Here is a 16,770-nt window from a genome sequence, read left to right as displayed (position 1 = left end):
GCTCGACCTCGCGGCTCATGGCTTGACGCGCACCCGCAGTCTCGACGACGTCAGCGTCGGCCATGGCCAGCGGGCCTGGTCGGCGGCGACGACGACGCGGAACGAGTAGAGCGCCTCGGTTCTCGTGCGCTGGAACTGGTAGCGCCAGCTGAACGCGCCCCGTCTGTCGGCGATGACGCGGTCGATCGTGTCCCAGTGACCGCCGACGATCGCCTGCACCAGCACCTCCTTGCCGCGCGCCGAGGGACCGGCGTTGCGCAGCTGCCCCGTGACCTGGACGGTGCCGCCGTTGCGCAGCGTGCCGGGACGCGCCGCGGCGCGCAGCCCCAGCCGCGAGACGACGTCGACCGCCGGCGAGACGAACGCGGTGCTGGCCGCGCGCGCGGGCTCCAGCCGGACGCGCAGCTGCTGCGCCTGCTCGGGCACCGGCAGGCGGAAGCGGCCCGTCGCGTCGGCCGTGAGCGTGCGCAGCTCCTCCCAGTCGCCGCCGAACGGGCCGTACAGCCGCCGCTCGACGACGAGCGACGCGCCCGCGACGGCGCCGCCGTCGCGCTCGGTCACGCGCCCGCGCAGCGCGGTCGCGGCGCCGGCAGCGACGCGGCGCCGGTCGAGCGTGATGCGGTAGTCGCCGCGGCCGGCGGGCGGCGGCGGGTCTCTCACGACGACGACCGGCGGCGGCGCCGGGGTCGTGACGGTCTGCGGCGGCGGCGCGGGCGTCGTCACGGTCACCGGCGGCGGGGGCGGTGGGGGCGGCTCCGGCGTGTTGTCGACGCGAACGGTCGTGCTCGGCGTCGTGACGGCGTTGCCGGCGGCGTCGAGCACGGTCAGCTCCAGCTGGTGCTCGCCGTCGCTCAGCGCGGTCGTGTCGATCGCCAGCGCGAGCGTCGCGCTCGCTGAGCAGGGTGCCGGCCGCGTGTACGGCGCGCGGCAGTCGCCGCCCGCCTCGCGCTCGGCGACGAGCGCGCCGTCGACGCGCGCCTGCGCGACGGCGACCCCGCCGCCGGCGTCGGCGGCGTCGATCGTGACCGTCTGGAGGCCGCCGACGGCCGCGCCGCCGAGCAGCGGGCCGGACGGCGAGCCGACGAGCGCCGGCGGGCTCGCGTCGGCGATCTCTACCGCCGCGCGGTAGAGGTGGAAGGCGGCGTTGAGGCCGCCGGTGTCGGCGCAGGTGAAGCCGCCGGAGATCGGCGCGCTGCAGCCTGCGGCGACGCTGACGCTGCGCAGGGAGACGCCGCTTCTCTCGACGAGGTTGCTCCCGGCGCCGAGCGGGTCGGAGGGGTCGCCGAGCGCGAAGCAGCCGGACGTGTTGCGGCACGGGTCGACGGAGGTGCTGAAGAAGCCGAAGTCGTCCTCCAGCACGTCGGTGTAGAAGCCGGCCTGACCGCCGCCCGATCCGGCCGTCGTCGTCGAGCGCCAGAGGCGGTAGCCGATGATCGCGCTGCCGCCCATCGCCTGGAAGCGGGCGCCGGCGTCGTCGAGGTAGGTGCCGGATCTGCCGGCGGGGACGACGACGCTCAGCTCGCCGCCGCTCGCGCACGTGTCGGTCATCGTCGCTATCGGGCTGCCCGCGCTCTGCCACGCGGTCGCGGACAACGGCTGCCCCTCGGGGCCTCGACACGTCCAGACGGTGTAGGAGCCCGCCGCCTGCGCGACCGCGGGCAGCGCGAGCGCCGCGACGACGCCGATCGCGAGCAGCAGCCCGAGCCGGCGTCGATGCGCCTCTGCGTTCGTCGATCGCATGTTCGAGCAGCCTCCCACGTTATGCCGGTCCTTTCCGACATATCATCAGAAAGTCGTAGACGGCGCGGTCCGTCGTCGTTACCACGAGGTTCCGGTGCAGTGGTGCCGAGCACACTCGAAAGGCACGTTCGCGCGTATGGTTGACAGCAGCAACCCGAACGAGGAACCCGTCATGACCAGCACGATCATCGTCGGCTTCGACGGCCGCAACCACGCATCTGACGCGCTCGCGCTCGGACGGCTCCTCGCACTCACGACGCGCTCCCGCCTCGTGGTCGCGTGCGCCTACCCGGAGGACCCGCTCGGCGAGAGCGGCGCCGCCGCCGACATCGGCCGCTCGGTGCGCGAGGACGCCGAGGCGGTGCTGGAGAAGGCACGTGCCGAGGTCGCCGCCGCGGGCGAGGACCCGGCGACGCCGCCGCTCGAGGTCGAGTTCCACGCGATCGCGGGCGCCGCGCCGTCGCGCGTCCTGCACGAGCTGGCGGAGGAGCGCACCGCGGCGGCGATCGTCGTCGGCGCGACCCACCACGGCGCGGCCGTGCGCCTGCTGACCGGCAGCACCCCGGAGCGCGTGCTCGACGGCTCGCCGTGCCCGGTCGCCGTCGCGCCCGAGGGCTACGCCGCGGCGCACGCGCGCGCGACGCCGCTCGCCGGCCCCGGCGCGCCGCTGCAGATCGCCGTCGCCTTCGACGACTCGCCGGAGGCCGCGAACGCCCTCGCCGCGGCCGCCGACTTCGCGCGCCTCGCGGGCGGCCGGCTGCGCGTCGTGACCGCCGTCAACGGCGCGGTCGGCCTCTACCCGCCGCTCGACCCCGGCGCCTACGCCGAGATCGCCGACCTCGCGCGCACCTCGGCGCGCGAGCGGCTCGACGCCGCCGTCGCCAAGCTCGACGGCCTCGCCGTCGACGCCGCCGTGCTCGACGGCGACCCGGCGAACGTGCTGCTGGAGGACTCCGAGCACGACGACCTGCTGTTCACCGGCTCGGGCGGCAAGGGGCCGTTCCGCCGCGTGCTGATGGGCTCGGTCTCCACGACGCTGCTGCGCGAGGCCGCCTGCCCCGTCGTGATCGTGCCGCGCGGCAGCGGCGAAGGCGCGTCGTCCTGATGCGCCAGGTGATCTGGGCGACGCGCTACGCGCTGCCGGCGATCATCTGCCTCGTCGGGCTCGTCTTCATCGTGATCGACCCGAGCGGCAACTGGGAGGGCGCGGCCGCGCTGATAGGCGCCGGCCTCTCTGTCCTGCTGCTGAACTTCCTCTACCGGATGGGCGTCGAGGGCGACAGAGACCGCGACCGCGAGGCCGCGCAGCGGCGCTACTACGACGAGCACGGCCACTGGCCGGACGAGCAGCGGCGCGGCTGAGCGGCAGCGGCGAGCAGCGCGGACCGGCGACGGGCGGCGCGCGCCGGCGGCGCTCGCTCAGACCTCGTCGAGCAGGTCGGCGAGCCGCTTGAGCAGCGCGGTCGCCTCGTCGCGCTCGCGCGGCGTCAGCGCGGCGCTCGCGCGCTCCAGCCCTTCGCGGAACGACGCCCAGCGCGTCTGCAGCGCGCGGTCGCCGCGGTCGGTCAGCGTGACGAGCACGACGCGGCGGTCCTCCCCGCTCTGGCGCCGCTCGACGTAGCCGGCGCGCTCGAGCCCGTCGAGCATCCGCGTCGCGGTCGGCTTGGCGACCTCGGCGCGGTCGGCGAGCGCGCCGACCGTCATCGCGCCGCCGTCGAGCAGGCCGCTCAGCAGCATCGCCTGCGTAAGCGACAGCTCGCCGGCGTCGCAGCGGCGGCCCTTCGCGCGCTGCGTCGCGCGGCTGAAGTGACGCCACGCCTCGAGGAACTCCTCGTGCTCGCCGACGGCGGCGGGGATGGAGCTGCCGGGCGCGACCGCCATCACGCCTCCACACGCGCGAGCGAGCGGTCGCGCGCACCGGTTCGGCTGACCGCGGGCGCGACGTCGGCCGGGACGCCGCCCGTGCCGGCACGTCTGACGCGCGGGATCAGCACGCCGACCGCGACCGCCGCGAGCGCGGCGACGCCGGCGATCGCGAACGCGATCCCGAAGCCGCTGTCGCTCGGCGCACCGGTCGACGCGAGCACGTGGCCGGCGAGCACCGTGCCGGCGATCTGCGAGCCGATCGATGCGCCGACGTTGCGCAGCAGCGAGTTGACCGCAGTCGCCTCGCCCGTCTGCGTCTGCGGGACGACCTCGATGATCAGGTTCGGCATCGCGGCGAACGCGAGGCCGATGCCGGTGCCCTGGAGCGCGGCCCAGACGAGCAGCAGCACGGTCGAGCCGTGGCTGACGGCGTAGAGGAAGAGCGCCGCGCTGGTGATGGCGGCACCGACGACGAGCGGCCCCTTCGAGCCGCGCTTGGCGCCGATCCGGCCGGAGATCGGGGCGGCGAGCAGCGTCGCGACGGTCGAGGGCAGCATCAGCAGACCGGCGACCGTCGCGGTCACGCCGAGGCCGAAGCCGGTCGACTGCGGGAGCTGCACGAGCTGCGGGACGAGCACGAAGCCGGCGAACATCGCGAAGCCGATGAACAGCGTCGCGACGTTCGTCAGCAGGACGGGCTTGAGCGCCAGCGTCGTCATGTTCACGAGCGGCTCCTTCTGCCGCCGCTCGTAGGCGCCGAACGCGACGAGCACGAGCAGGCCGACGACGATCAGGCCGAGCGTTCTCGGGTCGCCCCAGCCCCACCCGCTGCCCTGGCTGATGCCGATCAGCGGTGCGGACAGGCCGACCGACAGCAGCGCGGCGCCGCCCCAGTCGATCCTGCCGGGCGTCCGGACCGGCGACTCGGGCACCAGCAGCTCGGTCGCGACGATCGCGATCACCGTCAGCGCGAGGCCGAGCCAGAAGATCCAATGCCAGCTGGCGTGGTCGACGAGCAGGCCGCCGATCACGAGGCCGAGGCCGGCGCCGATGCCCATGATCGAGGAGATGATCCCGATGCCGGCGGGAACGCGCTCGCGCGGGAACTCGTCGCGGACGATCCCGTAGGCGAGCGGGAAGAGGCCGCCGGCGGCGCCCTGCACGACGCGGCCGGCGATCAGCACGCCGATCGAGTCGGCGATCGCGCAGATCGCGGAGCCGACGCCGAACGCGACGAGCGTGCCGACGAGCACGCGCTTCTTGCCGAACATGTCGCCGAGGCGGCCGAGCACCGCCGTCATCACCGACGCGGCGACGAGGTAGGCGGTCAGCGCCCACGCGACCGACGCGGTCGTGATCCCGAGCGAGTGCTGGATCTCGGGCATCGCGGGGGCGACCATCGTCTGCGACAGCGCGTAGGCGAGCACGCCGATCGCGAGGACGGCGAGCGTGGCGGTGGGATGTCGGCGGGCGGCGGCGGGGTCTGGCACGGGACGGGCTCCGGGGGCTCGGGGGCTCGATCGGGACGCGAGCGGAGAAGTGTAGGTACCTAAGTATTAGCAAGCTACGCAAATGCTCCGGTGTGAGGGAGCGCACGCAACGGCGCTGGCGCGGGCACGTTCGCGCTCCTAGACTCGACCGCATGCCCGACCAGCAGCACGAGCTCAACCGCGCGTCGTGGAACACGGCGACCAGCCGCCACCTCACGCACAAGAGGGACCTCGCCGCACGCCTGCGCGACGGCGAGTCGAACCTCTTCCCCGAGGAGGTCGAACTGCTCGGCGACGTGCGCGGCAAGCGCGTCGTCCACCTCCAGTGCAACGACGGCACCGACACGCTCGGGATCGCCGCGCTCGGCGCCGACGCGCTCGGCGTCGACATCTCCGACGTCGCCGTCGAGGCCGCGCGCAGGCTGAGCGAGGACGGCGGCATCGCCGCCCGCTTCGAGCGCGCAGATGTGCTCGACTGGCTGCCGGCCGCGGCCGCGCGCGGCGAGCGCTTCGACGTCGTCTTCGCCTCCTACGGCGCGCTCTGCTGGATCTCCGACCTGCCCGCGTGGATGCGCGGCGCTGCCGGCGTGCTCGCGCCCGGCGGGCGGCTCGTCGTGGTCGAGTTCCACCCGCTCGTCAGCACGCTCGAAGAGGGCTGGAAGCTCGACCACCCGTACTTCGGCCGGCCCGGCGGGCAGACGTGGCAGGAGGGCATCGAGGATTACGTCGGCTACACGGCCGGCGACGCCGCGTCGCGCAGCTGGACCAACCCGGACGTGTGCGTCGAGTTCCAGCACTCGCTCGGCGACGTGCTGTCGGCGGCGCTCGGCGCCGGCCTGCTGATCGAGCACTTCGACGAGCACCGGCACTGCAACGGCTGGCAGCCGTTCCCCGACATGACCGGCGACGAGCAGCGCCGCTTCCACCCGCCCACGGGCAAGGAGCTGCCGATGATGTTCTCGCTCGCGGCGCGCAAGCCGGCCTGAGCCGCGGTCCGCCTACGGCTGCACGAGCCCGCGGCGGATCGCGTAGCGCGTCAGCTCGACGCGGTCGCGCATGTGCAGCTTCGCGAGGATGTTCGCGCGGTGGCGCTCGACGGTCCGTCTCGCGATCTGCAGCTCGAGCGCGATCTGGTCGTTCGTGTGCGCCTCGGCGATCAGCTTCAGCACCTCGCGCTCGCGCGGCGTGAGCGGATCCTCCGGAACGTCCTCGCCCGCGCTCGCGCGCTCCAGGTAGTCGCGCACGAGCGCGGTGATCGCGGCCGGGTAGAGGAACGACTCGCCGCGCATCGCCGCGCGGGCCGCCTCGACGAGGTCCCTGTCGGCCGCCGTCTTGAGCACGTAGCCCGACGCGCCCGCCTTCAGCGCCTCGAACAGGTACTGCTCGTTGTCGTGCATCGACAGCATCAGGATCCTCAGGTCGGGCGCGCGTCTGCTCAGCTCGGCGGCCGCCTGCAGGCCAGTCAGCCGCGGCATCGCGACGTCGAGGATCGCGAGGTCGACGTCACCCGCGAGCGCCCGCTCGACCGCCTCCGCGCCGTCGGACGCCTCCGCCACGACGCGCAGGTCGGGCTCGCCGTCGAGCACGAGCCGCAGCCCGTTGCGGACGACCGTGTGATCGTCGGCGAGCAGGACGCGGGTGACGAGCGGCGTCGGGCTCACGCGCGCGGCCCCCGGGCGACCGGGACCGTCAGCCGCACCGTCGTCCCCTCGCCCGGCGCGCTCTCCAGCTCCAGCCGCCCGGCCGCCAGCACCGCGCGCTCGCGCATGCCGCGGATCCCGCGCTCGCCGCCGCCCGCGAGCGCCGCCGGGTCGAAGCCGCGACCGCGGTCGGAGACGGTCAGCACGACCTCGCTCGGCGGCCCGCCCGGCGAGGCCGGCGGCGCGGGCGCGAGCCGCAGCCGCGCGGCGTCGGCGCCGGAATGTCGCGCGACGTTCGTCAGCGCCTCCTGCGCGACGCGGTAGACGACCAGCTCGGCGTCGTCGTCGAGCGGCGGCAGCTGCGGGTCGATCTCGTGCGCGACGCGGACGCCGGCGTGGCGAGCGCTCTGCGTCGCGAGCGAGACGAGCGCGCTCGCGATCCCGAGGTCGTCGAGCGCCTCCGGGCGCAGTCGCCGCGCGATCTCGCGCACCTCCTCGGCGGCGGTCCGCGCCAGCTCGCGCGCCTCCTCGACGTGCGCGCGCTGCACCGGCGCGTCGCGCAGCTCGCGCGCCGAGCGCTCCAGCTGCAGGACGACCGCGGTCAGCGTCTGCCCGACCTCGTCGTGCAGCTCACGCGCGATCCGGATCCGCTCCGCCTCCTGCGCGGCGAGCGCGTCGCGTGCCGAGTCGCGCCGCTCCGTCTCCAGCCGCTCGATCATCTCGTTGACCGCGCGGGTCGCGTCGGCGACCTGCGGCTCGACCGCCTCGCCGGCCTGCGCGCGGTCGCCGGGCCGCAGCGGGTCGACGCCGCGTGCGAAGTCGGTCAGTCGCTCCAGCGGCGCGAACGCGCGCCGCAGCAGCAGGTAGTCGAGCGCGAGCATGCCGGCGAGGCCCGCGACGAGCACGACGACCTCCATCGCGCGCGGGCTGGAGCTGACGGTCGCCGGCGAGAAGACGAGCACGGCGAGCGCCACGACGAGCACCGCCGCGTTCGTCCCGAGCACGCGCCAGATCAGCGGCATCGCGACAAGCCTATGCCCCGGCGGGCCCGTGCACGGTGTGGCCGAGATCACGGCCGCGGCCGGCCGGGCGTGATAGCTTGGATTCCGGTCGCCATCACGTGCGACCCCGGACGAGACGCGCCGTACCCGGTCTGCCAAGACGACGCGCACCCAGACCGACCCGTTTCGTCCCAAGGAGCGCACACCATGGCTTGGATCTTCCTCATCGTCGCCGGCTTGCTCGAAGTCGGCTGGGCGATCGGCCTGAAGTACACCGAGGGCTTCACGAAGCTCGCCCCGACGATCCCGACCGTCCTCGCGATGATCCTCAGCCTGACGCTGCTGTCGTTCGCGGCGAAGACGCTGCCGATCGGCACCGCGTACGCGATCTTCGTCGGGATCGGCGCGGCCGGCGCCGCCGTGCTCGGGATCATCCTCTTCCACGAGCCGGCGGGCGCAGCGCGGATCTTCTTCCTGATGATGCTGCTCGCCTCCGTCGTCGGGCTGAAGCTGTCGAGCGGGCACTAGAGTCCGCTCCGGCACAACGATCGGAGGACCATTGTCACGTCATCGCTGGACGGCCGCCGCGGCAGCCACGCTGCTCGCTGCGGCGCTCGTCGCCGCGCCGGCCAACGCCGCCCGCACGGCGACGCCGAAGGAGACCGCGGCGCTGACGAGAGCGATCTTCAGCTCTCCCGTCGCCGGCATCGACACGGTCGCGCACAAGAAGTACCGCGTCACCGGGACGAAGATCTCGACCGTCAGCAGAAGCTGGGCGACGGCGACGATCACGCCGCGCAAGAGATATGCGGACACCCTCCAGGGCGGCTACGCGATCGCCGTGCAGCCGGCCGGCACCCGCCAGTGGGTCGTCGTCGACTTCGGCAGCTCGATGGTCGGCTGCGGGATCGCGCCGAACAGCGTCGTCGCGGACCTGCTCGGGGTCAAGCCGACGGCTGACGTCTGCCCCGACGGCGAGGGCGTCTCCTAGGCCGCGAGACGGCGCTTGCGAAAGGTCGCAACGTGCGGGGGAACCGCGCCGCGAGGCGCGGTTCCGTCGTGTCCGCCGGCTAGGGTTGGCACCCGATGCTGGCCCCCGCCGAGATGATCCCCACCGTCCGCGAGATCGAGGAGCTGCTCGCGAGCAACGCGGGACTGATCGGCGTCTCGACCGGCTACATGGTCGGCGCGCGCGGCGACTGGCCGCGGCTGGCGGCGGCCGCCGAAGTGCTCTCCGACGACGTCGTCGAGCTGTCCGCGCTGAGCGCGCGGGAGCTGCCCGGCCTCGTCGCGTTCCTCGACGACATCCCCGAGCTGCCGTTCCGCCACGTCTCCGTGCACGGGCCGTCGAAGGGCTGGGACGGCACGCCGGACCAGCTCGTCGCTCTGCTGACGGAGCTGCCCGAGACCGTCACGGGGATCGTCATGCACCCGGAGACGCTCGGCGACGCGGCCCCGTTCGCCACGCTCGGCAGCCGCCTGCGGCTGGAGAACATGGACACGCGCAAGCCGGACGCGCGCACCGCCTCCGAGCTCGAGCCGTACTTCGACGCGCTGCCCGTGGCGCGCTTCTGCTTCGACGTCGCGCACGCGCAGCTGCTCGACCCCTCGATGCGGCTCGCGCACGAGCTGCTCGACGCCTTCGCCGACCGCCTCGCCGAGGTCCACCTCAGCTCGATCGAGCCGAGCGGCCTGCACGTCCCGCTGCGGCCCGAGGACGCCGAGGCGTTCATGCCGGTGCTGGAGCGCTGCGCCGGCGTCCCGTGGGTGCTCGAAGCGCCCCTGCCGCCGCGCTGACGCACGTCGCATTCGTCCAAGCCGCCCGACTGGTGCCGGGCGTAGCCTCCTCGCCATGACCGAACGACCGATCGTGCTCGGTCCCGGTGAGGGACGGGCGTACACGCTGGGGCCGATGGAGGCGCTCTTCAAGGCCGACGGCGCAGAGACCGGCGACCGCTACTGCGTCTCGGAGTGGTGGCTCGACGCTGGCCGGTCGGGGCCCGGTCCGCACAGCCACGAGAACAACGAGGAGCTGTTCTACGTGCTGGAGGGGACGATGACCTTCCTCGTCGGCGACGAGCACGTCGACGCGGCGGCCGGTTCGTTCCTGCGTCTGCCCGCCGGCACCGTCCATGACTTCGAGAACCGCGGCGACGCCCGCGCCGGCGTCCTCAACGTCTTCCTCCCCGGCGGCTTCGAGGCCGACCTGAGGGAGTGGCTCGCGCGCGACGGCGACGGTGACCGCGGCGGCGCGGCCTAGAAGATCGCGTACTCCTGCGTGACCTGACGCAGCTCGTCGCCGAACAGCAGCCCCAGCAGGCCGCGGTCGATCGCGCCGCCGAGCTGGGCGATCTCGCCGAAGCGCGGCGACGCGTCGGCGGCTGCGCGCCCGTCGATCGCGTGCAGCTCGGCGCGCACGTCCTCGTCGCCGAGCAACGTCAGGAAGCGGTCGTAGGCGCCGAGCACGGCGGCGCCGCCGACGAGCTGGTCGTAGCGCAGGAAGGCGTCGGCGACACGGTCGGTCGGCGGCAGCGCCAGCTGCGCAGCGAGGAAGCCGGGGACCTGCGGGGCCGTCAGCTCGTGGCAGCGCAGCACGGGCAGCAGCCCGCTCGCGAACAGCAGCTTGCGCGACGTGCGCAGCTTCGCGTTGCGCAGCCCCCAGCCCTCGCCGGAGCGCTTGCGGTCCTTCGCGACGAAGTCGACGCCGATCGTGCGCCAATAGCGGACGAGGTCGTTGAGCAGGAAGCGCGGCGGGCGGAAGTCCTTGACCGAGTCGCTGAGGTAGTCGTCGATCACGTCGCGGCGCGCCGCTTCGAGCACCTCGGCGTTGAACGCCGCGACCGACTCCAGCATCAGCAGCATGCGGCGCGTGAGGTTCGTGTTGGTGTCGTCGTCGAGGCCGATTCTCTGGACGAGGTCGGCCGAGTGCACGACGTCGGCGAAGATCCCTTCGCGGCCGGGGTCTCTGTAGCCGGCCGGGTCGTCGGCGAACCGTCTCGCGACGGCACCGACGGTCGGCCGCGGCGGCGCCGGTCCGCGCTCCCCGCGCACGAGCACCATGTAGTCGTCGTCGGAGCTGCGCGTCAGCTCGCGCCGGCCCCACGAGCCCATCAGCACCACCGTCGCGTTGGCGTCGACGGCGAGGTCGCCGAGCCGCGCGCGCCGCTCCTCGATCCGCTCCGCCGTCCGCTCGCGGGCACGCAGCAGCGCGGCGAACGATCGTCCGGTCTCCTGCTGGAGCTGCTCGAGCGAGCTGGCCATCGGCGTCACCCACTTCGCGCGTGGACGCGCCGATCCTCCCGTGGGCGGGCCGGCGCCGCGCTCAGCTCGCGGCGGTCTGCGTCGCGCTCGGCGGCTCCTCGGCGTCGTCGACGCCGCCCTCGAGCGGGACGAGGGCGCCGTTGGCGACGGCGTTCGGGCCCGGTCCGGGCTCGCCACGGCGGCGTGCCAGCGCGAGCCGGATCGCCATCCCGTGGCAGACGACGAGCGCCGGCTGCGGCCCCTGCTCGATCTCCTCGAGCGCCGCCATCACGCGGTCGCCCTGCTCCTGGAACGACTCGCCGCCGGGGAACTTCCACGCCGGGTCGCCGGTCAGCCACGCTTGAAAGCCGACCGGGTCCTCCGCGCGCATCTCCTCGAAGCTGCGGTCGGTCCAGTCGCCGGTGTGGGTCTCCATCAGCCGCTCGTCCCACTGGATCGTCAGCCCGGTGCGGGCCGCGACCGCCTCGGCCGTCTGGCGCGCGCGTCTCAGCGGGCTCGCCCACAGGACCGCGAAGTCGTGGCCGGCGGCGCGCTCGGCCAGCTCGGCCGCCTGACGCAGGCCGGTCTCGTCGAGCGAGACGTCGCCTTGGCCCTGGAAGCGGCCCTCATCGTTGTACGGGGTGCGGCCGTGCCGCGCGAGGTAGATCACGGCACGGCAGGATAGAGCGCCGCTGGTCAGGCCGGGACCTCGGGCACGTAGCGCCCGAACGTCCACAGGTTGCCCTCGGGGTCGCGCGCCGTGTAGTCGCTGCCGTGCTCCTTGTCGGCCAGCTCCATGACGATCTCGGCGCCGGCCCGCCGCGCCCGCTCGCAGTGGACCCGCAGGTCCTCCTCCAGCGCGACGTAGAGCATCGCCGTCCCGGCCGGGTGGGCGATCTTGGCGTATTCGCTGCGCTGCTCGCCGCGCTCGGAGCCGCCCATCACCATCGCGCCGCCGAGCGTCAGCTCGGCGTGGTGGACGTAGTCGTCGTCGCCCTGCACCACCATCGCGCGCTCGAAGCCGAACGCGTCGCAGAGCCAGTCGATCGTCGCCGCGCCGCCGCGGAAGTTCAGCACCGGGACGATCGCCGGCGTCGCCATCTTCGTCTTGGTCGTCGTCATTCGCGACTCCTCTCGGATCGTGTCGATCGCCGACGCTACGCCCGCCCCCGCGTGCGGTCTTGGACGAACGTGACCCGACCGTCAGCCGGCGTAGCCGGCGCTGCCGGGCAGGCGGCGGGCGAGGAAGGCGGTCGGGGCGTCACCGGCGAAGGCGCGGAAGTCGCGGTTGAGGTGCGCCTGGTCGTAGTAGCCGCAGTCGACGGCGATCTCGGCGAAGCGCGCGCCGTCGTCGCGCTGCAGCAGCTCGACGGCGCGGTTGAAGCGCAGCACGCGCGCGATCGTCTTCGGCGGCAGGCCGACCTGCTCGCGCATCTGCGCGACGAGGTGGCGCCGGCTGCAGCCGATCTCCTGCGCGAGCGCGGCGATCGGCAACCGGCCGTCGGTCTCGGTCAGGCGCCGCCACGCCCACGCGACCGAGGCGGGCGGCTCGGCGGCCTCCGCCAGCCGCCCGACGATCGTCGCGTCGAGCAGCGCGAAGCGCTCCGCCCAGCCGGGCGCGGTCGCGAGCCGCTCCACCAGCTCGGCGGCGATCCGCGTGCCGAGCACGTCCTCCAGCTCGACGACCTGCTGCGCGACCTCGCCGAGCGGCAGGCCGAAGAAGCGGCGCGCGCCGAGCGGCGTGAAGTAGATCTCGACGCCGCGGCTGACGCCCTGGTGCTCGACGACGGAGAAGGCGTCGTGCAGCCCGGCGACGAACGAGACGCGCCGCCGCCGCGGGCCGTGCTCCTCGTCGTGCGGGTCGAGCAGCTCGAACGACGGCCCGAAGCTGATTATCACCGGGATCGCGCCGATCGGCAGCTCGCGGCGCCGCAACGGTCCCGGCGTCGTCTCGTCCCAGCCGACGTAGTGCTGCACGATCGGTGCCAGTTCGGGCCACGGCGCGCGGAACGCCATCTCCCAGCGCCCGAGCAGGGATGCGTGCCGCTCGACCTGGATCGCCGGTGCGGTCATGCACCCGAGCGTACCGCCGATCGCCGTCGCACAGGAAGACAGTGGGCCGCAGCGCGCCGAGGGAAACGCGCCGCGGCCCGAGCGGGTCGCTCCTCATGCGACCCGCTTCGTCTTCGGGCCTACCCGCTCTAGGCGGAGACGGACACGTCGACCGGCCCGCTCGTGACGCGTGTGGGCTCGTCCTGGATGTCGAACGCGTCCGATGTCTTGAAACTAGATATTATTGGTCGACTTTGACAGGATTGTGGCCACCGACTGCCGCAGTCAAGTCAACTTGGAGGGACCGCCGCGATGGCCACGCAAACGACATTGATCCCGACCGCCGACCCGTCCGACGCGCGGCTCCACATGCCCGAGCAGACGCCGTCGCCGGAGCCGCACGACGACGCCGTCGTCAACGACCCCGGCACGACGCCGGTGATCCCGGTCGCCGGCCTCGCTCAGCACCTGCTCGCGACCATCTTGTGCTTCGTCCAGAACGGCTACGCGATCGAGGACGACATCTCCGGCGAGACGATCGCAGGGATCGAGCACTACGCCGACCTGCTCGACCTCGACAACCCGCGCCCGCTCAGCTCCGTCGAGCAGCACGCGCTCGCACAGGTCTCGGTCGAGCTGTCCACCGGCGCCGTCGCCGGGCTCGGCGGCCGGTCGTTCGACGGGATCGACGCCTTCGGCCTGCTCGGCGTCTTCGAGGCGTTCACGCCGCCCCGCCACCATGACCTCGAAGCGGCGACGCGCACGCTCGTGGAGCGCAAGCGCGACGACACCGCGGTGAGCGGCGGCACGGGGCGCGCGACCGAGCGGGCGATCAAGGCGACCGGGCTGATCGCCCAGCACGTCTACGACGTCCACGGCCGCTTTCCGGCGACCGTCCCCGCCGCGTACGCAGGCACCTAGGCGCAAGCCCACCACGTCGACCTCGGCTTCCACGACGAGCACGCCGAGCCGGGCGCCGACCTCGACGCGCACGCGCGCCACGACGCGCTGTGGCACGGCGCATGAGCGAGGCGGGCGGGGCAATCGCCCCGCCGCCCTGCCCGCGCCGCCCGGCCTAGCCGCGCGGCACCTTCAACACCACCGTCACGGTCTTCGTCATGCGTCTGCTGCCGGCGCGCACCGCGATCGGCAGACGCACCGTCGCCCTGCGGCCGGCGAGCGCGCGCAGTGCCGCCCGCGTCAGCGTCAGCCGCACGGCGGCGCGCTTCCCCCGCGCGATCCGCTTCGGCGCGGTCACGCGCAGCGCGACGCGCGCTCTGCCGGCGCGCAGCCGCACGCTCGCGGGAACGCTCACGCGGCAGTCGGCTCCGGCGGCAGCGGCGCAGCGGATCGTCGCGACGGTGACGCGGCCCGCTCTGCGAACGGTCGCGCGGCGTCTGCCGGCCGTGACCGTCGCAGGCGTTCTCGGCCCGGTCTTCGGCGGTCCGGTCTTCACCGGCGTTCTCGGCTGATCGGGTGTTCGCGGCGGATCGTAGGGGGGTCTCGGCGGATCCGGGACGCCCGGCTCCGCCGGCAGCGGCCCGAGCGACCGCGGGATCGCGATCGTGATCGGATCCAGCTCGGCGCCTCTGCCGAGGAAGCCGCCGAGCGCGACGGCGGCCTCGTCGGTCAGGGTCCCGGGCTGCGTTCTCCAGACGACGTACTGCGGTCTGACGACCGGTGCGCCGCCAAGCGGGAACGTCCCGAGGTTGACGCGGACATCGACCGATCTCGCGCCCGCAAAGCCGTCGGCGACGTCGAGGTCGACACGCGCCCGCACCGTCACCTGCCCCCCTGAGACGACGAACCACGGGTCCTCGAGGTTGAGCGTGAAGAAGTGACCGGGGAAGCGGAACGTGACTCGGCCGATCGCGCCGACCGTCGCATCCGTTCCGTCGGTCGCGCTCGCGCCGACCGATGTCCAGCGCAGCGCCCGCTGCCGCAGCGGGTCGCCTCTGCTCGCGCGCAGAAGCGGGTCGCAGCCGCCTCTGACGGGATCCGGGTTCGCGTCGCACGTCGCTCCGTTCGCAGCGGAGATCGGCACCGCCGGCGCCGCCGGGTTGAACCCGTCGGAGACGTATCTGCGGAAGTTCTCGCGGAAGCCCCAGTCGACGTCGAGCGCGGTCGGCTCCGGATCGGGATCTCTCCCTCTGTCTCTCCCACACGCGTTCGGCAGGTCCGTGAGCGGGATCGCGCGCACGAACCCTCTGCCGGCGCCGACGAGCAGCGTCGGCGCGTTCGCCGAGGTGAAGCCGTTCCCGGCCGCGCCCGCCGAGACGCCGAGCGCGTCACCGAGCGCGCCGCCGTGGAGCCGCGCGCCGCCCTCACAGGTCAGGTTCGCGACCTCGCGTGTCGCGGTGCTCGCCGTGCCGTAGAGGAGGTACGCCGCACCGGCGTTCTCGCCGCTCGGCGCCGCCACCCCCGGCGCGCCGACGACGAGGTCGCCGCGCCCGTCGCCGTTGACGTCGCCGGCCGATGCCAGGCCGCTCGTCCCGAAGCCGTCGTCGCTGCTCGCCGGCAGCCCGCGGATCAGCGCAGCGCTCGCGCCGGGATCGTCGAGGTCGACCGCATCGTCGCCGCTCTTGCCGTAGACGATCGCGACGCGACCGCGCACCGGTCCGCTCGCCGAGGCTCCCGTGAGCCCGAGCGCGAGGTCCGCGCGCCCGTCACCGTTGACGTCGCCCGCGGGCGCGAGATCGGAGCCGAAGAGCGTCCGCGTGCCGTCGAGTCTCGCCGCGGCAGGGCTCCAGATCGGGAACAGCACGCCGGAGCCCGGCGTCGCCCAACCGCCGACCTCGACGTTCCCCCGCGCTCTGCCGTCGATCACGTAGGCGGCGCCGCTGTCGACCCCGTGCGGGCCGTCGTGTTCGGCGGCGCCGACGACGAGGTCCGGCGTGCCGTCTCTGTTGACGTCGCCCGCGCGGGCGACGAAGTTGAGTCTGTCGTTGTCGGCGGCTCCGTGGATCCGCAGCAGCGTGCTGCCCGGCTGCGTCAGATCGACCGCCGTCGTCGTTCTGCGTCCCGCGACGACGTAGACGGTGCCGGGCCACGTGTTGCTGTGCTCATCGCCCCATTCGTCGCCGACGGCTATCTCGTCGTACCCGTCGCCGTCGAGGTCGCCGACGCCGGCGACCGATCTCCCCAGGAGCGTGTCGGCCGGCCCGGTGATCGCGAAGCCGTGCGCGCCGAGCGCAGCGAGGTCCACCGTTCCGGCGCCGGCGAGCTGCGCGCCGCCGAACACGACGTACGCGGCGCCGAAGTCGCCGGCACCGGGAGCGGCGATCACGAGGTCATCACTGCCGTCGGCGTTGACGTCGCCGGCACAGGCGAGCTCGGCACCGGCGAAGTCGGCCGCGGCCGCGCCCTCGATCACGATCGCGCCGGCCGGCGTCCCGCTGCCGGAGAGCGCGTAGCTGCCAGGCGTGCGCGAGGCGGAGCCGGGCACGACGTAGACTCGGCCGGCGTTGGCGCCCGCTCCCGTGGTCGCGTCCGCCGCCGCGATCGCGACGTCGGGCCGGCCGTCGCCGGACAGCTCGCAGTCGCCCGCGACGCGGGCTCCCGCGCTTTCGCCGAACGGAGCGCCGAAGCGCAGTGCGGCGCCGTCGTACGCGCCGAGGTCGAAAGGGATGGAGGCGTCCGCCGCCCCCGCGCTGACGAGCAGCGCGAGGGCGGTGGAGGTGGTCAGCAGCGCGGTGCCCCGGCGGGCGCGCGCAAGCAGCAGTCGTCGGAGCATCGGCTGCC

General features: G+C 74.0%; 18 protein-coding genes and 1 riboswitch. Of the genes, 8 read left to right on the top strand and 10 right to left on the bottom strand.

Annotation, left to right across the window (positions count from 1 at the left end):
* Positions 1–15: 15 nt before the first annotated feature.
* Positions 16–1,740: an Ig-like domain-containing protein gene (locus CWOE_RS06210; RefSeq protein WP_012932719.1), complete on the bottom strand. Its 1,725-nt coding sequence runs from the start codon at positions 1,738–1,740 to the stop codon at positions 16–18.
* Between the two features lie 172 nt (positions 1,741–1,912).
* On the opposite strand from CWOE_RS06210, the gene CWOE_RS06205 reads away from it, so the two are divergent.
* On the top strand, positions 1,913–2,845 hold the full coding sequence (locus CWOE_RS06205; RefSeq protein WP_012932718.1) for a universal stress protein: 933 nt from the start codon (positions 1,913–1,915) through the stop codon (positions 2,843–2,845).
* Positions 2,845–3,102 (top strand): hypothetical protein, encoded by a 258-nt coding sequence (locus CWOE_RS06200; RefSeq protein ID WP_012932717.1) that lies wholly within the window; start codon positions 2,845–2,847, stop codon positions 3,100–3,102. Before CWOE_RS06205 ends, CWOE_RS06200 begins: the two co-directional genes overlap by 1 nt.
* Before the next feature lie 57 nt (positions 3,103–3,159).
* On the opposite strand, the gene CWOE_RS06195 is transcribed toward CWOE_RS06200, so the two are convergent.
* Positions 3,160–3,621, bottom strand: a complete 462-nt coding sequence (locus CWOE_RS06195) for a MarR family winged helix-turn-helix transcriptional regulator (protein WP_012932716.1) — start codon at positions 3,619–3,621, stop codon at positions 3,160–3,162.
* On the bottom strand, positions 3,621–5,096 hold the full coding sequence (locus CWOE_RS06190) for an MFS transporter (RefSeq protein WP_012932715.1): 1,476 nt from the start codon (positions 5,094–5,096) through the stop codon (positions 3,621–3,623). Before CWOE_RS06190 ends, CWOE_RS06195 begins: the two co-directional genes overlap by 1 nt.
* Positions 5,097–5,248: 152 nt before the next feature.
* Between CWOE_RS06190 and CWOE_RS06185 the strand changes: the two genes are divergently transcribed.
* A complete protein-coding gene (locus tag CWOE_RS06185) occupies positions 5,249–6,082 on the top strand; it encodes a class I SAM-dependent methyltransferase (protein WP_012932714.1) in 834 nt (277 codons plus the stop codon).
* A 12-nt stretch (positions 6,083–6,094) separates the two neighbouring features.
* On the opposite strand, the gene CWOE_RS06180 is transcribed toward CWOE_RS06185, so the two are convergent.
* Both CWOE_RS06180 and CWOE_RS06175 read right to left on the bottom strand, forming a co-directional pair.
* Complete coding sequence (locus CWOE_RS06180; RefSeq protein WP_012932713.1) at positions 6,095–6,757, bottom strand: response regulator; 663 nt, start codon at positions 6,755–6,757, stop codon at positions 6,095–6,097.
* Entirely contained in the window at positions 6,754–7,758 is a 1,005-nt protein-coding gene (locus CWOE_RS06175) for a sensor histidine kinase (protein ID WP_012932712.1), read from the bottom strand. Before CWOE_RS06175 ends, CWOE_RS06180 begins: the two co-directional genes overlap by 4 nt.
* An 82-nt stretch (positions 7,759–7,840) precedes the next feature.
* A riboswitch (guanidine-III (ykkC-III) riboswitch) is annotated at positions 7,841–7,907 on the top strand.
* A gap of 37 nt (positions 7,908–7,944) precedes the next feature.
* Between CWOE_RS06175 and sugE the strand changes: the two genes are divergently transcribed.
* The 4 genes from sugE to CWOE_RS06155 all read left to right on the top strand — a co-directional run bounded on the left by sugE (position 7,945) and on the right by CWOE_RS06155 (position 9,997).
* On the top strand, positions 7,945–8,265 hold the full coding sequence (gene sugE, locus CWOE_RS06170) for a quaternary ammonium compound efflux SMR transporter SugE (protein WP_012932711.1): 321 nt from the start codon (positions 7,945–7,947) through the stop codon (positions 8,263–8,265).
* A gap of 31 nt (positions 8,266–8,296) precedes the next feature.
* Positions 8,297–8,728, top strand: coding sequence for a hypothetical protein (locus tag CWOE_RS06165; protein ID WP_012932710.1), 432 nt, complete (start codon positions 8,297–8,299; stop codon positions 8,726–8,728).
* 95 nt (positions 8,729–8,823) lie between these two features.
* Positions 8,824–9,534 carry a hypothetical protein gene (locus CWOE_RS06160; RefSeq protein WP_012932709.1) on the top strand — a complete coding sequence of 237 codons (711 nt, stop codon included), beginning with the start codon at positions 8,824–8,826 and terminating at the stop codon, positions 9,532–9,534.
* A 55-nt stretch (positions 9,535–9,589) separates the two neighbouring features.
* Positions 9,590–9,997 (top strand): cupin domain-containing protein, encoded by a 408-nt coding sequence (locus CWOE_RS06155; RefSeq protein WP_012932708.1) that lies wholly within the window; start codon positions 9,590–9,592, stop codon positions 9,995–9,997.
* On the opposite strand, the gene CWOE_RS06150 is transcribed toward CWOE_RS06155, so the two are convergent.
* The 4 genes from CWOE_RS06150 to CWOE_RS06135 form a co-directional block, all read right to left on the bottom strand.
* Positions 9,994–10,998, bottom strand: a complete 1,005-nt coding sequence (locus CWOE_RS06150) for a hypothetical protein (RefSeq protein ID WP_012932707.1) — start codon at positions 10,996–10,998, stop codon at positions 9,994–9,996. The genes CWOE_RS06155 and CWOE_RS06150 overlap by 4 nt on opposite strands.
* Before the next feature lie 61 nt (positions 10,999–11,059).
* Positions 11,060–11,647: a histidine phosphatase family protein gene (locus tag CWOE_RS06145; RefSeq protein WP_012932706.1), complete on the bottom strand. Its 588-nt coding sequence runs from the start codon at positions 11,645–11,647 to the stop codon at positions 11,060–11,062.
* 26 nt (positions 11,648–11,673) lie between these two features.
* Positions 11,674–12,099 carry a VOC family protein gene (locus CWOE_RS06140; RefSeq protein WP_012932705.1) on the bottom strand — a complete coding sequence of 142 codons (426 nt, stop codon included), beginning with the start codon at positions 12,097–12,099 and terminating at the stop codon, positions 11,674–11,676.
* Between the two features lie 81 nt (positions 12,100–12,180).
* A complete protein-coding gene (locus tag CWOE_RS06135) occupies positions 12,181–13,050 on the bottom strand; it encodes an AraC family transcriptional regulator (RefSeq protein WP_012932704.1) in 870 nt (289 codons plus the stop codon).
* Between the two features lie 291 nt (positions 13,051–13,341).
* On the opposite strand from CWOE_RS06135, the gene CWOE_RS06130 reads away from it, so the two are divergent.
* The gene (locus CWOE_RS06130; RefSeq protein ID WP_012932703.1) at positions 13,342–13,950 is read left to right on the top strand and encodes a hypothetical protein; all 609 of its coding nucleotides are present in this window, start codon (positions 13,342–13,344) and stop codon (positions 13,948–13,950) included.
* A 154-nt stretch (positions 13,951–14,104) separates the two neighbouring features.
* Here the strand turns inward: CWOE_RS06130 and CWOE_RS06125 are convergent, their stop codons facing one another.
* Positions 14,105–16,762 carry an HtaA domain-containing protein gene (locus CWOE_RS06125; RefSeq protein WP_012932702.1) on the bottom strand — a complete coding sequence of 886 codons (2,658 nt, stop codon included), beginning with the start codon at positions 16,760–16,762 and terminating at the stop codon, positions 14,105–14,107.
* Positions 16,763–16,770: the final 8 nt, after the last annotated feature.

This window comes from Conexibacter woesei DSM 14684 (assembly GCF_000025265.1).
Classification (GTDB): Bacteria; Actinomycetota; Thermoleophilia; order Solirubrobacterales; family Solirubrobacteraceae; genus Conexibacter; species Conexibacter woesei.
The sequence above is the reverse complement of the archived record's forward strand: the minus strand, read 5'-3'. Positions and strand labels throughout refer to the sequence as shown.

Coding starts and splice junctions, on each gene's coding strand:
- CWOE_RS06210 (WP_012932719.1), bottom strand. CDS start 1,740: ATGCGATCGACGAACGCAGAGGCGCATCGACGCCGGCTCGGGCTGCTG.
- CWOE_RS06205 (WP_012932718.1), top strand. CDS start 1,913: ATGACCAGCACGATCATCGTCGGCTTCGACGGCCGCAACCACGCATCT.
- CWOE_RS06200 (WP_012932717.1), top strand. CDS start 2,845: ATGCGCCAGGTGATCTGGGCGACGCGCTACGCGCTGCCGGCGATCATC.
- CWOE_RS06195 (WP_012932716.1), bottom strand. CDS start 3,621: ATGGCGGTCGCGCCCGGCAGCTCCATCCCCGCCGCCGTCGGCGAGCAC.
- CWOE_RS06185 (WP_012932714.1), top strand. CDS start 5,249: ATGCCCGACCAGCAGCACGAGCTCAACCGCGCGTCGTGGAACACGGCG.
- CWOE_RS06175 (WP_012932712.1), bottom strand. CDS start 7,758: ATGCCGCTGATCTGGCGCGTGCTCGGGACGAACGCGGCGGTGCTCGTC.
- sugE (WP_012932711.1), top strand. CDS start 7,945: ATGGCTTGGATCTTCCTCATCGTCGCCGGCTTGCTCGAAGTCGGCTGG.
- CWOE_RS06160 (WP_012932709.1), top strand. CDS start 8,824: ATGCTGGCCCCCGCCGAGATGATCCCCACCGTCCGCGAGATCGAGGAG.
- CWOE_RS06155 (WP_012932708.1), top strand. CDS start 9,590: ATGACCGAACGACCGATCGTGCTCGGTCCCGGTGAGGGACGGGCGTAC.
- CWOE_RS06150 (WP_012932707.1), bottom strand. CDS start 10,998: ATGGCCAGCTCGCTCGAGCAGCTCCAGCAGGAGACCGGACGATCGTTC.
- CWOE_RS06140 (WP_012932705.1), bottom strand. CDS start 12,099: ATGACGACGACCAAGACGAAGATGGCGACGCCGGCGATCGTCCCGGTG.
- CWOE_RS06135 (WP_012932704.1), bottom strand. CDS start 13,050: ATGACCGCACCGGCGATCCAGGTCGAGCGGCACGCATCCCTGCTCGGG.
- CWOE_RS06130 (WP_012932703.1), top strand. CDS start 13,342: ATGGCCACGCAAACGACATTGATCCCGACCGCCGACCCGTCCGACGCG.
- CWOE_RS06125 (WP_012932702.1), bottom strand. CDS start 16,762: ATGCTCCGACGACTGCTGCTTGCGCGCGCCCGCCGGGGCACCGCGCTG.